Origin of the sequence: Paenibacillus sp. V4I3, from assembly GCF_030817215.1 — a bacterium.
Lineage (GTDB): Bacteria > Bacillota > Bacilli > Paenibacillales > NBRC-103111 > Paenibacillus_E.
The window spans coordinates 6,811,794-6,827,405 of the sequence record NZ_JAUSZA010000001.1 but is presented as its reverse complement, the minus strand read 5'-3'; the positions used below and the strand labels follow the sequence as shown (position 1 = coordinate 6,827,405).

13 protein-coding genes and 1 pseudogene are annotated in these 15,612 nt (G+C 47.4%); all 14 read left to right on the top strand.

Annotation, left to right across the window (positions count from 1 at the left end; translation table 11 throughout):
• Nucleotides 1-161: 161 nt before the first annotated feature.
• The 14 genes and pseudogenes from QFZ77_RS31455 (at nucleotide 162) to QFZ77_RS31395 (ending at nucleotide 15,605) form a co-directional block, all read left to right on the top strand.
• The gene (locus tag QFZ77_RS31455) at nucleotides 162-2,540 is read left to right on the top strand and encodes a glycoside hydrolase family 95 protein (protein WP_307445961.1); all 2,379 of its coding nucleotides are present in this window, start codon (nucleotides 162-164) and stop codon (nucleotides 2,538-2,540) included.
• Nucleotides 2,541-2,799: 259 nt separating this feature from the next.
• Entirely contained in the window at nucleotides 2,800-4,809 is a 2,010-nt protein-coding gene (locus tag QFZ77_RS31450) for a TIM-barrel domain-containing protein (RefSeq protein ID WP_307445959.1), read from the top strand.
• Nucleotides 4,810-5,010: 201 nt separating this feature from the next.
• Complete coding sequence (locus tag QFZ77_RS31445; protein WP_307445957.1) at nucleotides 5,011-5,325, top strand: hypothetical protein; 315 nt, start codon at nucleotides 5,011-5,013, stop codon at nucleotides 5,323-5,325.
• Between the two features lie 381 nt (nucleotides 5,326-5,706).
• On the top strand, nucleotides 5,707-5,871 hold the full coding sequence (locus QFZ77_RS31440; RefSeq protein WP_307445955.1) for a hypothetical protein: 165 nt from the start codon (nucleotides 5,707-5,709) through the stop codon (nucleotides 5,869-5,871).
• 5 nt (nucleotides 5,872-5,876) lie between these two features.
• The gene (locus tag QFZ77_RS31435) at nucleotides 5,877-6,203 is read left to right on the top strand and encodes a hypothetical protein (protein WP_307445953.1); all 327 of its coding nucleotides are present in this window, start codon (nucleotides 5,877-5,879) and stop codon (nucleotides 6,201-6,203) included.
• Nucleotides 6,204-6,793: 590 nt separating this feature from the next.
• Nucleotides 6,794-9,163, top strand: a complete 2,370-nt coding sequence (locus tag QFZ77_RS31430; RefSeq protein ID WP_307445951.1) for a glycoside hydrolase family 95 protein — start codon at nucleotides 6,794-6,796, stop codon at nucleotides 9,161-9,163.
• Between the two features lie 325 nt (nucleotides 9,164-9,488).
• Nucleotides 9,489-9,923 (top strand): annotated as a pseudogene (locus QFZ77_RS38045) (TIM-barrel domain-containing protein); the annotation flags it as partial.
• A 21-nt stretch (nucleotides 9,924-9,944) separates the two neighbouring features.
• The gene (locus QFZ77_RS38040; protein ID WP_373462783.1) at nucleotides 9,945-10,250 is read left to right on the top strand and encodes a hypothetical protein; all 306 of its coding nucleotides are present in this window, start codon (nucleotides 9,945-9,947) and stop codon (nucleotides 10,248-10,250) included.
• A 32-nt stretch (nucleotides 10,251-10,282) separates the two neighbouring features.
• Nucleotides 10,283-10,474 (top strand): hypothetical protein, encoded by a 192-nt coding sequence (locus QFZ77_RS31420; RefSeq protein WP_307445948.1) that lies wholly within the window; start codon nucleotides 10,283-10,285, stop codon nucleotides 10,472-10,474.
• A gap of 46 nt (nucleotides 10,475-10,520) precedes the next feature.
• Nucleotides 10,521-10,736, top strand: coding sequence for a hypothetical protein (locus QFZ77_RS31415; protein WP_307445946.1), 216 nt, complete (start codon nucleotides 10,521-10,523; stop codon nucleotides 10,734-10,736).
• A gap of 186 nt (nucleotides 10,737-10,922) precedes the next feature.
• Nucleotides 10,923-12,653 (top strand): extracellular solute-binding protein, encoded by a 1,731-nt coding sequence (locus tag QFZ77_RS31410; RefSeq protein ID WP_307445944.1) that lies wholly within the window; start codon nucleotides 10,923-10,925, stop codon nucleotides 12,651-12,653.
• A gap of 66 nt (nucleotides 12,654-12,719) precedes the next feature.
• Nucleotides 12,720-13,622, top strand: a complete 903-nt coding sequence (locus QFZ77_RS31405) for an ABC transporter permease (protein WP_307445942.1) — start codon at nucleotides 12,720-12,722, stop codon at nucleotides 13,620-13,622.
• Nucleotides 13,623-13,675: 53 nt separating this feature from the next.
• A complete protein-coding gene (locus QFZ77_RS31400; protein ID WP_307449992.1) occupies nucleotides 13,676-14,563 on the top strand; it encodes a carbohydrate ABC transporter permease in 888 nt (295 codons plus the stop codon).
• A gap of 85 nt (nucleotides 14,564-14,648) precedes the next feature.
• Nucleotides 14,649-15,605 (top strand): hypothetical protein, encoded by a 957-nt coding sequence (locus tag QFZ77_RS31395; protein WP_307445940.1) that lies wholly within the window; start codon nucleotides 14,649-14,651, stop codon nucleotides 15,603-15,605.
• Nucleotides 15,606-15,612 lie beyond the last annotated feature (7 nt).

Sequence of the window (15,612 nt, the reverse complement as noted above, 5' to 3'; positions counted from 1 at the left end):
ATTGGCGGCACGTGTACGAGTTGCTCGCCCCGAATGCTTGCCGTTATGCGAGAATCTTATTCACAGCTTTACTGGCAAAGGTGCCTGCAAACCTGAGATCGTTTCGATTATTCGGTATGAACAACGAGTAAAATTCTGAAATAGAAGGAAAGGAAATCACCATGAAAATACAATTTCAGTCCCCCGCCGTTTATTGGACGGAAGCCCTTCCCGTTGGAAACGGAAGACTTGGCGCGATGATATTTGGCGGAGTTGAGAAAGAACGCATTGCATTGAATGAGGACACGCTTTGGTCCGGTTACCCTAAAGATTGGAATAATCCGGGGGCCAAAGAAGTGTTGCCGAAGGTGAGAGAGCTTATTGCCCAAGAGAACTATGAGGAAGCGGATCGTCTCTGCAAGGAAATGATGGGTCCCTATACGCAATCCTATTTGCCTTTCGGAGACTTGCGTTTCGTGATGCATCATGGCGATGTGAAACACCAATACAGCCGGAAGCTTGATCTGTCAACCGGCTTCGTGACGGTTACCTATAACGTTGGCGGCGTTCAGTATACCCGAGAAACATTCGCTTCTTATCCCGATCAATCCATTGTCGTGCGTCTGACGTCGAGCAAGGAAGGGATGCTCGATTTTCGGGCCTGGCTGGACAGTCCCATTCATTATGCATCGTCCTTTGATGCCGATCAAAAACAATATATGATATCCGGTACAGCTCCTGAGCAAGTATGGCCCAGCTACTACAACTCGGAAAATCCCATTGTTTACGGCGCGCCTGAGTCATCAAAAGCTTTGAAGTTCCACGGCGGATTGGCTGTGGTGCATGAAGGCGGGACGTTCAAGGTTAATACGGACGGTTTGCACGTTGTCGGAGCGACCAGCGCGACCTTGGTTTTCAGCGCGGCCACCTCCTTTGACGCAAGCATTGGCGCGAGCAATTCCGAACGGGATCCGAGGCAAATCACAACGGATGCCATCCAGGCTGTTCGCGTTAAGCCGTATGAGGAGATTCGAAACCGGCATCTTGAGGATCATCACAAGCTGTTTGGCAGAGTTGCCTTGTCTCTCGGGGAGACCAAAGCTTCCTCCGATATGCCGACCGATCGGCGAATTGCCGAATTTGGTAGCAGCGATCCGGGGCTGGTGGAGCTTTTGTTCCATTATGGAAGGTACTTGATGATCGCAAGCTCCCGTCCGGGAACCCAGCCTGCCAATCTGCAAGGCATATGGAATGAGGAAACGCGTGCGCCGTGGAGCAGCAACTATACGCTTAATATCAATGCCGAGATGAACTACTGGCCGGCAGAGTCTTGCAATATGGCGGAATTGCACGAGCCGTTGATTGATTTTATCCGCAGATTGGCAGTGAATGGAAGGAAGACGGCCGAAACGAATTATGGCGCAAGAGGGTGGGTGGCGCACCATAATTCGGATCTTTGGGCCCAAACGGCACCGATTGGCGATTATGGCGATGGAGACCCGGTATGGGCGTACTGGCCGATGGGAGGCGTATGGTTGACCCAGCACTTATGGGAACATTATGCCTTCAGCGGGGATGAAAGGTTTTTAAGGGATACGGCGTACCCCATCATGAAGGAAGCGGCGTTATTCTGTCTGGATTGGCTCATCGAAGATCAAAATGGTTATCTCATTACTTCGCCTTCCACCTCTCCCGAGATGAAGTTCGTGGTTGGCGATAAGCGCCATGCCGTAAGCGCGGCGACGACCATGGATCTGTCTCTGATCGGCGAATGTTTCGATAACTGCATCATGTCTGCGAACCTGCTTGGGATTGATGAAGATTTTGCAAAGACACTGGCAGAGAAGAAGCAAAAGCTGCTGCCACTTCAAATCGGCAAGCACGGTCGATTGCAGGAATGGTTCCAAGATTTCGAGGAGGAAGATGTCCATCATCGTCACGTCTCTCATCTTGTCGGAGTTTATCCGGGGCGTCTGATTACGGAGCAGTCTGCTCCCGATCTGTTCCGAGCTGCGAAGACATCGCTTGAAATAAGGGGAGACGGGGGAACGGGCTGGAGTCTGGGCTGGAAAATCGGCCTATGGGCAAGATTCAAGGACGGCAACCGCGCTGAGCGGTTAATCTCGATTTTACTGTCGCTCGTTAAGGGAGAAGATTCGATTCATCGTGGCCGAGGCGGTGTTTACGCCAATCTGTTCGACGCGCATCCTCCTTTCCAAATCGACGGTAACTTTGCCGCCACAGCGGGGATTGCAGAGATGCTGCTGCAATCGCATCAAGGCTGCTTGGAACTCCTGCCGGCGTTGCCCGATGCCTGGAAAGACGGATATGTCAAAGGCTTGCGGGGCAGAGGGGGGTATGAGGTCGATCTTGAGTGGGAGAATGGCGTATTGTCAAAGGCGGAAATCGCCGTTTCCATAACACAGACCTGCAAAGTCCTCGCCAAGCAAAAGGTCAGGATTACGCAGGATGGCGAAGAAGCACATTATTCTCAAGAAGAGAACGGTTGTATCGGATTCCATGCTGAAGCTGGAAAACGGTACGTAGTATCGGCCGTTTGAAGACTTGTGTCTATCCCTGACTGCGCGTCCGTCCGGCAGTCAAGTGGCCTCCCGATTCGCCGTGGTGAGGTGATCAGAAGCTCGCACCCGAAACCCTTGGGGTGACACGTTTCAATGACAGCAGTTACATAATGATGAATTTTACCCCAGCCTTCTGATTTCCCGCCTATATAATAATATTTCTTGTCCTATCATTCAGGGCGCTGCATATAAAAGACAGATGAAAAACATAAAAACGCTTTTGCGGAAGGGGATAAGCATGGAATTTTTTACTGCAGGGAATGGGAAGCTGATTTTTGAGTACAACGGAGAAACCTTACAAATTGAAGCTTGGGGTGAAAACAGTTTACGGATCCGCTCCCGAATGATGGGCGAAATCCTGGATACGGACTATGCCTTGCTGCCTGTTGGTGGCGAAGTGGAAGCAACAATAAAGATCGATCATGAAGCTGAAACGGCTTCCATTCAAAACGGTAAGATAAAAGCGGTGGTCAGACAGTCATGGTGGGATACCCCGGGACGAATTTCCTTTTACAATGATAAAGGTGAATTATTGCTTCAAGAAATAGGCGTCGGCGGAGCGCTGAAGCTTCGGTCAAGAGCATTCAAGCCGATTATCGGTGGGGATCATCAATTAACGGTTTCCTTTGCCGGAAATGATGGTGAGAGAATCTACGGTATGGGTCAATACCAACAGGAAACCTTTGATTTGAAAGGCTCCACGCTTGAGTTGGCTCATCGTAATTCCCAAGCAAGTATTCCGTTTTTATATTCCAGCAAAGGGTATGGCTTCTTATGGCATAATCCTGCGATCGGAAAAGTGAACTTCGCCAATAATCGGACTGAATGGGTTGCAGAAAGCACAAAACAGTTGGATTATTGGATAACGGCAGGCGATTCGCCGGCAGAAATCGAAGCCGCGTACGGAAAAGCGGCGGGTACCGTCCCCATGATGCCAGAATATGGACTTGGCTTCTGGCAGTGCAAACTGCGATATTATAATCAGGAACAGCTGTTGGAGGTTGCAAGGGAATATAAGAGAAGAAAGCTGCCGATCGATGTCATTGTCGTTGACTTTTTCCACTGGCCCAAACAGGGGGACTTCAGATTTGAGGAAGAATTTTTCCCTGATCCGAAGGCCATGATGGATGAGCTGAAATCCATGGGAATCGAACTGATGGTTTCGGTTTGGCCGCAGATTGACCGCTATAGCGAAAATTTTGAGGAAATGCGGCAAAAGGGTTATTTGATTAAAGCGGAACGGGGAGTCCAGGTTGCCATGATGGAATGGTTCCCCGCCAATATTTATTTCGATGCTACAAATCCGAAAGCCAGGGAGTATGTATGGTCCAAATGCAAGAAGAATTATTATGATCATGGAATCAAGATCTTCTGGCTGGATGAAGCAGAACCTGAATACGATGTGTATGACTTTGATAATTACCGCTACGCTATGGGACCTAATGTTCAAATCGGAAATATCTATCCGCAGCGCTATTCCAAAACCTTTTATGACGGCATGCAGGCGGAAGGACAGGAGAATATCGTAAACCTGGTTCGCTGCGCTTGGGCAGGCAGCCAACGCTATGGCGCTTTGGTGTGGTCGGGAGATATTCATTCTTCGTTTGAAGATTTCAGAAAACAAATCGTTGCAGGCCTTCATATGGGAATTGCGGGGATCCCTTGGTGGACGACGGATATCGGAGGCTTTGCAGGAGGTAACCCGGACGATCCCAAGTTTCGTGAGCTCCTGATCCGCTGGTTCCAATGGGGGGCTTTCTGCCCTGTTATGCGATTGCATGGCGATCGCAGGGGTGGCAAGGAAGTATTCAAAAAAGACGGCAGCAAAGCATTAAATACCGGCGGAAACAACGAGGTATGGAGTTTTGGGGACGAGGCATACGAGATATTAGTTAAATATCTTGAATTGCGGGAGACCTTAAGGGATTATACCCGTGAGTTGATGAAAGAAGCCCATGAAAAGGGGGCGCCGGTTATGAGGCCGCTCTTCTACGAATTCCAGAATGACGATAAGGTTTGGGATATGAAAGACGAATACCTGTATGGTCCGGATCTGTTGATCGCCCCCATCCTTTATGAAGGCGCCGTATCCAGAGAGGTATATCTGCCTGAAGGTGCAAGCTGGACGGATGCACGTACAGGAAGGATCTTCGAAGGCGGACAAACCATTCATGTTGAAGCTCCTCTAAGCACGATTCCGGTTTTTTTACGGAATGGAAAACAAGAGCATCTCATCGGAAAAATCTAATATTCGAATAGGAAAAGACGAAAGGCCATGATAATGAGAGGAAGCTTCCGAACCTATATACATTCGGAAGCTTTCTGCTATTCAAGAGATGCGAGCCGCCGACATACCTCCGAGAAAGCGCTTGCTTTATACTGTAGTCAAAAGATAATGGACTATCCGGGATGTCAATGTTAAGAGATGAACAAATAGAATGCAGCGGAAGTGAATGAACCAACGGGAGTCCGGAACAAGAACGGCGTGTCCGGACTTTCGGTGGCAATACTGCATTCCAAAGATCTGGTGAATTGGAGAATGATCGGCCAAGTTGTGAATGATTTGACAAGCATTGGCTTGGAATACAATTACAATCGACATACGCACGGCATGGAAGTAGAACGGGAGCCGAATCAGGGCGGACTTGTCCAGACGGATTCCGGGGAGATGGTATGGGGAGACAGGAAGCCCATAAACGGACATTCCGTGACGGTTCTTTCCACGAATGACGATTTTGACCGGGCGGTGCTTGAGCTGCATTGAGAATGGAACCAGCCGCGAGCCGACAAATGGTCGTTAACGGAAAGGCCCGGCTATTTGCGTCTATACAATGGCCCGCATTTTGATGGGGCTCAAATAGCATCCAACACTATACGAACTGGGTACGAATTTCCGATGATATTTCTCTTTATACCACGGATTGGTTCAAATATACGGTAAAAGATGATGTGAGCGGCAAGGTGCCGGGAGTGTACGAGTACCGCGCCGTGCTGGTTAACTCGGCAGGCGTGACGATCACCGTTAAAGTTTAGTGAACAAATGATTGGAAGGAAACAAGGTCATTCCAATCAGAATAAAACCTGCTTGGAATCCCCTCCTTCAAACCTGTTATATCCTAAAAATGACGAACACACACTGGAGGCTATGATGAAAACGCCATTGTATCGAGACCCTATTTATGACGGAGCAGCGGATCCGGTCGTTATTTGGAACAGAGAAGCCAAGGAATGGTGGAAGATTTACGCAAACCGCAGGGCAATGGCGGAAGAAAGTGGTTGCCGAGTGGTAAAAGAATACAAGAGGAAATGAAAATCATGGGTCGATTTCGCAAGCTTAGCCTTATCAAGCAAGTCCTTTTTTTGATCTTGATAATGCTGGTCATTCTTTTGATTTTATTTGTCATTTCGAACACGATTGCAAAGCGCATTATCGAGAAGAAGGTTACGGACTCCGTTAGTAAAATATTGCTTCAGGTTGAAGATAAAATGGAGAGCTTCTATTCAGACATGGATGGAATCTCGACATCACTGCTATACAGTCCGACGGTTCAAACCTTCCTGAGTACGAATGACGACTTATCGATGATCCTAATGAATAATGAAATCATTTCGGTGTTCTCCAACACCATTTTGCTAGCATAGGACGGCCTCTTTTTCTGTCCGGCCTGCTTCCTTGATGTTGAAGAAATGGAACTTATTGTGGCCAGATTCGTCATTTTTAATTAGTTTGCTTATTTTTAATGTATTGGAAATGAAAAGGATATATTAAGAAATCTGTGGGGGAAACCTCTTCTTTTTTCAGGATGGAAGAGTTACGGAAGGGGATGCGAGACCTGTCCTTGGGGGAATTCTCTCAGGAAAAGAGTCAGTGGTTGGGGATTCCAGCTTAGAGGGGAAATTGGCTTCCGCTGAAGCTGTCTTACAGAGAATTGAGCGTGGGATTCGGCGTTTAGAGGGTTGAATATATGTAAATATCAAAAAACAGTATATCAATGCTAGATTACGATATAGGATGAATAAAATATAATGTTAAAATAAAGATTGCATGGCGGGGTCAGAAGATAAAGGTTCATTGAGGCTTTTTTCCTTAACATATTGACGGAGGAGCCCCGCGATATCTTTCTCGAACTCCATGAGGAAGTAGGGTTGAGAATAAATTGAAGTATGTACCGCTACAGGCTCTGTATGGGAAGGAGTTAGCGGCAACTTTTTTGTGAAGAGGAGCGAATCATTTGAAGCTGAATTACACGAAACCTGCATCCTATTGGACAGAGGCGCTTCCGTTAGGAAACGGCCGTATCGGAGCGATGGTATTCGGAGGGATCGAGACCGAACGCTTGCAACTGAATGAGGATACGCTATGGTCGGGGGAACCGAAGGATGGGACGAACCCGAACGCCCGGAAGGCGCTTCCTGAAATTCGCCGTCTAATTAATGAAGGGAATAATGAGGAAGCGGACGCTCTTTGCAAAAAAGCGATGGGTCCTTATACGCAATCATATATGCCTTTTGGGGATTTGACCGTACACTTTTATCACGGCGATAATGTCACACAGTACGAACGTTTGCTGGATCTGGAGACTGCGGCCGCATCGGTTCGGTATAGGATCGGGGAAGTCACATACACCCGAACCTGCTTCATTTCCTTCCCGGATCAAACTCTTGTTATGCGGATCGAGGCGGACCGTCCCGGCATGCTGAACTTTACGGCCAAGCTATGGAGTCCGCTCCGGCATCAAACCGGTCCCGAGGGCGAACACATCGTGATGAGAGGTAGGGCTCCGGTCCATGTCGACCCGAATTACTATCAGACCAACAATCCGATTCGCTACGGCGAATCCGGCACACGCTTCGATGGAAGGCTTGCTATTCAGACCGAAGATGGCCGCGCTTATGCCGATCATGACGGACTGCATGTCGAATCAGCTACAACCGCGACCATCATTTTTAGCGCAGCAACGAGCTTTCATGGTTTTGACCGTAATCCGGCAGCGGAGGGTGTCGACCCTTCCCAAATCGCAGAGAGACACTTGAACGCGGCTCTTAATAAGACTTATTCAAAGCTTTATGCCTCTCACATTGCCGATTATCGCGTTTTATACGATCGAGTTACCCTTGATTTGGGGTCATCCGACATTCCTGGCGACGTACCGACAGACATACGCGTTGCCGAATACGGAGTGAAGGACAAGAAACTGGTGGAACTCCTGTTTCAATTCGGCAGGTACCTGCTGATCGCGAGTTCCCGGCCCGGCACGCAGGCGGCGAATTTACAGGGAATTTGGAATAAGGAAACACGGCCGCCCTGGAGCAGCAATTATACGTTAAATATAAACGCGGAAATGAATTATTGGCTCGCGGAGACGTGCAACTTGGCCGAATGCCATGGGCCGTTGCTTGATTTCATCGGCAATTTGGCCAAGGCAGGGGCGGAAACCGCGCGCATCAATTATGGCGCCCGCGGCTGGGTCGCGCATCACAACAGCGATATCTGGTGCCATTCCGCGCCGGTAGGAGACTTCGGCAACGGGGACCCCGTTTGGGCGAGCTGGTTCATGGCCGGTCCTTGGCTAAGCCAGCATCTGTGGGAGCATTATGCATTCGGTGGAGATACGTCGTTCCTTCGTGACAACGCCTATCCGATCATGAAGGAAGCGGCTCTCTTCTGCCTGGATTGGCTGCAGGAGGAACCGGACGGTCGGCTGGCCACATCGCCATCCACCTCCCCCGAGCATAAGTTTGTATTACCGAACGGCCAAATGGCTGCCGTCAGCAAAGGGGCGACGATGGATCATGCACTGATCTGGGACTTGTTCACGAACTGCATCAAGGCGGCGAATATACTTGGAATGGACGATAGCTTCCGGGAGGAGCTGGCGGAGGCTAGGTCCAGGCTGCTTCCGTATCAGATCGGCAAATACGGTCAGCTTCAGGAATGGTTTCTTGATTTCGAGGATCAGGATGTGCAGCATCGCCATGTGTCGCATCTGTTCGGCGTTTATCCGGGCTGTCAGTTGACCGCGGAGGCAACGCCGGAGCTGTTCGAAGCGGCGCAGCGCTCGCTCGAACGGCGCAGCGATATCGGCACCGGCTGGAGCCTCGCGTGGAAAATCAGCCTGTGGGCACGATTCGGCGACGGAAACCGCACCTTGCAGCTAATCGGGAACGTGCTGAATCTCGTTCACACCGATGTGGGCAGCGTCACAGGCGGCGGCGTCTATCCGAACTTGTTCGGCGCGCATCCGCCGTTTCAGATCGACGGGAATTTCGGCTTAACGGCCGGCGTAGCCGAAATGCTGATGCAGTCTCATACCGGCGCCATCCGTCTGCTGCCTGCTCTTCCAAATGCATGGGAAACCGGCTCAGTCAAAGGACTTCGAGCAAGAGGGGGCTTTGAGATCGGTCTTGCCTGGGAGAACAACGCGCTCGTAAAGGCAGAGATTCGTTCGCTTCTCGGCGGTCCTTGCCGTGTTACGGCTTCAGTTCCGCTGAAGGTGGAAGCGGACGGCAGAACCGTTGCGTTCGAAAGCAACGCATACGGGACGATCGCTTTCGATACGGAGCCCGGGTTTATTTATACGGTTAAGCCTTCATATATGTAACGTTGGGACCCCGGTTTGCAAGCCGTCCCCGTCCATGCCATCGGAGCAGATGGCGGTCAGCGTAGGCAATGCAAACCCGCGGCATTTCTAAAAGGTGTAAAAACAAGTTCTTTAACGGGGCTATCTCTTGGAAAGCCCCTATTTGTATTTGAAGAAGCACAACAATTTCCGAAGAGGTCTAAAGACCGGAGCTAAATCCGACAGCATAATGGAATTAGTAAACGTTTTCAATTTCTGGCGGGGCTGAAATGTACAGATCGAGATTTACAAATGGAACTCGTAAAGTCTCGCGTACAAAGCGCGGACGACACAGTCGGCTGAGTCCTTTTTCGACGGCATGCAGGCGGAAGGACAGGACAAAATCGTAAACACGGTTCGCTGCGCTTGGGCAGGCAGCCAACGATATGGCGCATTAGTGTGGTCGGGAGATATTCATTCTTCATTTGAAGATTTCAGAAAACAAATCGTTGCAGGCCTTCATATGGGCATGGCGGGGATCCCTTGGTGGACGACGGATATCGGAGGCTTTTCAGGAGATAACCCGGACAATCCCAAATTCCGTGAACTGCTGATCCGATGGTTCCAATGGGGGACTTTCTGTCCTGTTATGAGATTGCATGGCGATCGCAGTGGAGGCAAGGAAGTATTCAGAAAAGACGGCAGCAAAGCATTAAATACCGGCGGAAACAACGAAATATGGAGTTTTGGGGATGAGGCTTACGCTATATTGGTTAAATATATTGAATTGCGGGAGACCTTAAGGGATTATACCCGTGAGTTGATGAAAGAAGCTCATGAAAAAGGTGCGCCGGTTATGAGGCCGCTCTTCTATGAATTCCAGAAGGACGATAAGGTTTGGGATATTAAAGATGAATACCTGTATGGTCCGGATCTGCTGGTTGCCCCAATCCTTTATGAAGGCACCGTATCGAGAGAGGTGTATCTGCCTGAAGGTGCAAGATGGACGGATGCACGTACAGGAAGGTTCTTCGAAGGCGGACAAACCATCTATGTTGAAGCTCAACTAAGCACGATTCCGGTATTTTTACGGGACGGAAAACAAGAGTATCTCATCGGAAAAATATAATATTCTTTTAGAACGGAAAGGATGACCCTGTTATGGAAGATAACTACAATCTGTTATCGAAGAAGGGAGCTTGGGGAGATCAGGGGGACGGCACCTATGTCAATCCTGTCTTGCCAGGAGATTATAGCGATCCGGATGTCATTCGAGTCGGAGATAACTGCGAGAGTGAACAGGGTTATATTGATGTAGACCAATTTTGTTATGAGGTTGCAGGAGCAAAGTAAGTGCACATGACGTTCGAACATACTTTATATTGGGAGTGGAGAAGGAATGAAATCGCCATTATTTAGGGATCCATTCTATGACGGTGCGGCAGATCCTGTAGTCATTTGGAATCGTCAGACCAAGGAATGGTGGATGATTTATACGAACCAAGGGGAAATTCGAATTATAATGCAGTGCTTAGTGATATACCACCGTATCATCCGAGGTATCCTTGCAAATGAGAGGTCTGTCTCAGTTTGGGGACAGACCTTAATCCATTAAAAAGGAGGAAATATTAAAGAATCTGCGTTGGTCTGCCACATGATGTTTGCGCTTACAAGATGACAACAACAGGTAAGTAAAGTAAAGAGTTGCACATTGCTCGCTTCTTTTATGGATTTTATAATGAGTACATAACACAGCAACATCGCTGTGAGGCATTTTAAAACCAGGAACTGGGGGATGTTCATGAAACAAAAAAAGCATAAAGTGAAAGCGTTATCCATTTCGTTCTTAGTCATTTCTACTTTCTTAGCTGCATGCAGTAACCAAGACGGACCGGCGGCCGGACAGAAAGAGGCTGCAAAAGAAGCGGTAAGCACTGCTGGTGCAAGTGATGTGAAAGTTACAAATGCAGACCCTCTTGGCAAGTATGATCCGCCAATCGATGTATCTTTCGTACGAAATCTCAGTGATGTTGTAGAAAATAATGTGCTTGGCGTGCTTAAAGGCGAGACATTCGAAGATAACCGCTGGAGTCGCTTATATAAGGATCAGTTGGGCATCAACATTAAAAACAGTTGGGTCGTAAAGGGTAACGATACCTCGGAACAATATCTACAGAAGTTAAATGTAACGTTAGCTTCCGGTGATCTGCCTGACGTAATTCCAGTTAACGCAACGCAATTGAAGCAATTAGCTGACTCCGATCAAATTGAAGATATGACGGCCTTATATGAGAAGTATGCTTCTCCGTTAACCAAACAAATTTTATCGCAGGAGGGGAGCGGTCCATTCGATGCAGTTACAATTGACGGCAAACTGATGGCAATCCCGCAGGTCGATTCTTCGCTCGAACGCGCTATGTTTATTTGGATTCGTACGGATTGGCTTCAAAAATTAGGCTTACAGCCTCCGAAGACGATGGCAGATGTGCAGGCGATATCGAAAGCATTTGCGGAAAACGATCCGGATGGCAATGGGAAAAAAGATACTTTTGGACTGGGGTTAACCAAGACCTTATGGGGCGGAGCCATGGGATTGGAAGGGTTCATGGCCGGCTACAAGGCTTATCCGAATATGTGGTTGGCGGATGCTTCCGGTAATCTGGTTTTTGGCGGCATTCAGCCGGAAGTCAAGAAAGCGCTTCAATCTCTTCAGAACATGTTCAAAAACGGTGAATTGGACCAGGAGTTCGGTACAAAAGATGGAGGCAAAGTATCCGAGCAAATCGCCTCCGGAAAGATCGGAATGGAATACGGCGAACAGTGGAATTCCATTTGGCCATTACAATTAAATAAGAACAATGAGCCTAATTCACAATGGCGCGCATTTCCGATTGTTTCGGAATCCGGAGATACTCCGAAAGTTCCTCTGAAATTCAGTACGACCAAATTTTTTGCGGTAAAAAAGGGATTCAAGCATCCTGAAGCGGTCATCAAATTGTTTAATCTTCATCTGGAGAAAAACTTTGGCGCAACGGCGGAATTTGACAAGTATTACGCACCTCCGGAAGCGGAAAGTGTGTGGCAGCTGTCTCCGGTCACTCCAGCTCCGGTTAAAAAGAACGTAGAAGCATACAGAGCGATCGATGCAGCTCGTAAAGCCGGAGACTTCTCGACTTTGAAAGGGGAAGCCAAAACCATTCAAAGTAAACTAGATGCCTACAAGTCAGCAACGAAGGAAGGATTTGCATTATGGGGATGGGAGCGGATTTACGGTCCGGAAGGCTCCGAGGGGATCGTTGATCAGTACGATAAAAACAATCAGTTCCTTATGGATAAATTTGTCGGAGCACCTACGCCTACCATGGTTGAGCGTAAGTCTACTTTGGAAAAGTTAATGAATGAGACGTACACCAAAATCATTATGGGTGGATCTGTCGATGAATTTGATAAATTTGTGAAAGATTGGGCGAAGTTGGGCGGAGATCAGATTACGAAAGAAGTAAATGACTGGTATGTAAAAACGAAGAAGTAGCAATGGGCAGAGGAGGTGTGGTCTTCCTTCCTCTGCTTATTTTGCTTCAAATGATGGAGGATGGATATGGGAACCAGGAAAATATGGAGAGAGCTTCCGTTGCATCTGATGATATTACCGGGACTGGTACTGATTATTCTATTCTCCTATGTCCCCATGGCAGGAATCATTATCGCATTTCAGAAGTTCATTCCTGCAAAAGGTCTTTTCGGTGATCAGCGGTGGATCGGTTTGGATAATTTCAAATATGTCATGAACCTGCCTAGCTTTAATCAGGTCTTGTGGAATACCCTTTTTATTTCGAGTCTAAAGCTTATTCTAGGCTTAATCGTACCAATTATTTTTGCCATTCTTCTCAACGAATTGAAGAATGAAGTCATCAAAAGAAGTGTACAAACGACCATTTATTTACCATATTTTCTCTCGTGGGTCGTTCTTGGCGGCATACTCATCGATATTTTATCGCCCTCCAGCGGTATTGTTAACGAATTGCTTGATTCGCTCGGACTTAAGAGAATATTTTTCCTTGGGGACAATCATTGGTTTCCATTTACTCTGGTGTCATCCGATATCTGGAAAAACTTTGGCTATGGAACCATCATTTATTTAGCGGCTATAACCGGCATAGATCCCGGTTTGTACGAATCTGCTACGATTGATGGTGCTAACCGTTGGCATAAGATTTGGCATATCACCCTTCCCGGAATGCGCATGGTCATCGTTCTGTTGTCTGTTTTAAGCCTTGGGCAGCTGTTAAATGCTGGATTCGATCAAGTGTTTAACTTGTATAGTCCGCAAGTGTATCAAAGCGGCGATATTCTGGATACTTTTGTGTATCGGATCGGATTATTAGATGCCCAATACGGTGTCGCAACTGCGGTTGGATTATTTAAATCATTGGTTTCGCTTATCCTGATATCGGGCTCTTATTTTGTTGCTTATCGATTTGCGAAATATCGAATTTTCTAAGAGGAGGGAAAACAATGGTACAGCCATCATCAAGATCTGCGTCTGACGCATATATGCGGGTATCTACGAGTCGAAGGCGGCTCGAATGGTTTTCCGTTCTGAATACTACCTTCCTCATACTGGTATCCATAATATGTGTACTGCCGTTAGTCCATATCGTCGCCGTTTCGTTTAGTTCAAGTACTGCTGCAGCAGCAGGTTATGTGAAATTGTGGCCGGTTGATTTTACATTGGCCTCCTATACATATACAGCTAGCCGGGAAGCGTTCTGGCAATCCATGCTGGTGTCTTTGGAGCGTATTGCGATCGGTACACCACTAAATTTGATTTTAACCATCCTGGTTGCATTTCCTTTATCCAAAGAAACGAAGGCGTTTAGCCTGCGTATGGTTTACGCTTGGGTTTTCTTTTTAACGATGCTTTTCCACGGGGGCTTAATTCCTTGGTACTCTACGCTTAAAGAGTACAATCTTCTTGATACGATTTGGGCGCTTGTCCTTCCGGGAGCAGTTCCCGTTTTCAGTGTTGTATTATTGCTGAACTTTTTTCGCGAGGTGCCCAAAGAGCTCGAGGAGGCGGCTGTCATGGACGGCGCTAGCTACTGGACAACACTTTGGAAAATATATGTTCCGATATCCAAGCCCGCACTTGCAACCCTTGCTCTATTCTCCATGGTGGAGCATTGGAACAGTTGGTTTGATGGACTTCTTCTTATGGGAGACCCTAGCCATTACCCGCTGCAAAGTTATATTCAGACAATTGTCATTCAACAAAATTTAACTAACCTGTCTCGCGACGAGGCGATGAATTTGGCACTCATCTCCGATCGAACGCTGAAAGCGTCGCAGATATTCCTTGGCTCCCTTCCCATCATTTTGGCGTACCCATTCCTGCAAAAGTATTTTGTTAAAGGGATTGTACTTGGAAGTGTTAAAGGGTGAAGGGTGGCTTGCTTCCTAACGAAAATGCTTACGAAACTTATAGGGTTCAGGCTATAATGGAAGAAAAAAGTTGGGGGCTTGTGCCTTGATCAACCGTCAACCGTTCTCTATACGAAATACGATTTTCCTTCGGCTGCTCAGTACTTTTTTGCTTATCATGCTGCCAATCATTTTATTTGGTGTCTACCTCTATCACTGGATCGTGCAGACGGCAAGCGAAGACATCTCCAAAACGGCGGTTTCCCAGCTAACCTTCTATATAACCGATCTTGAGAAAGAAGTTGAACGGATGAAGCTGCTGCAGTATGGCGTAATTGAGGATGAGGATCTCAACGAACTGACGTTGACTTGGGATACGATGGATGTTTTTAAACGTACTGAGAAAATTAACTCACTTCGAAAACGGCTCTACGCGATTCAAAACAGCAGTCCATATATTAAAAATGTAAGTGCTCATATTTATCTGCTATCCAAAACGATCTCTTCCGCATATGGTCCAAGTGAATTTAATACCGAGCGGTATAATGGCTTTCGCTCGGAATTAAGCAGCAGGAATAACCAGATTGTTGAGTGGAAGGGTGGATTATTTTTAAGTGCGGCAAAGCAAAGTGTGACCAATGGGAATCAACCGTTGTTTATCATTGAAATCGAACTTGATCAAGAGAGATTGCAGGAGGCGCTAAGCCAGTTCAACACATATCCCGGTAGCGGAACTCTGCTGACAACGAACAAATCCGGTGTCATTCTCACGAGTGGGTCATTAAAGCACTTAGAGCAGGATGTAACTGCAACCATTGAGCAAATAAGAGAAACCCCCCTTCAAAGTACGGAAACCTTCACTATTTCGGGGAACCGCTATTATACCGCAATTGCAAGCTCTGGTTATTTAAGCATGTCTATCTACCGGTTTATTCCAGAACAGATGATTAAAAAGCCGCTGGACAAATTTTATATATGGGCATGGTTATTTATTCTCGTTGCTTTTTCATCATTGCGATTTATGCTTTCTCCACTTATAAATTTATTCACAAACCGTTGTTAACGCTTGT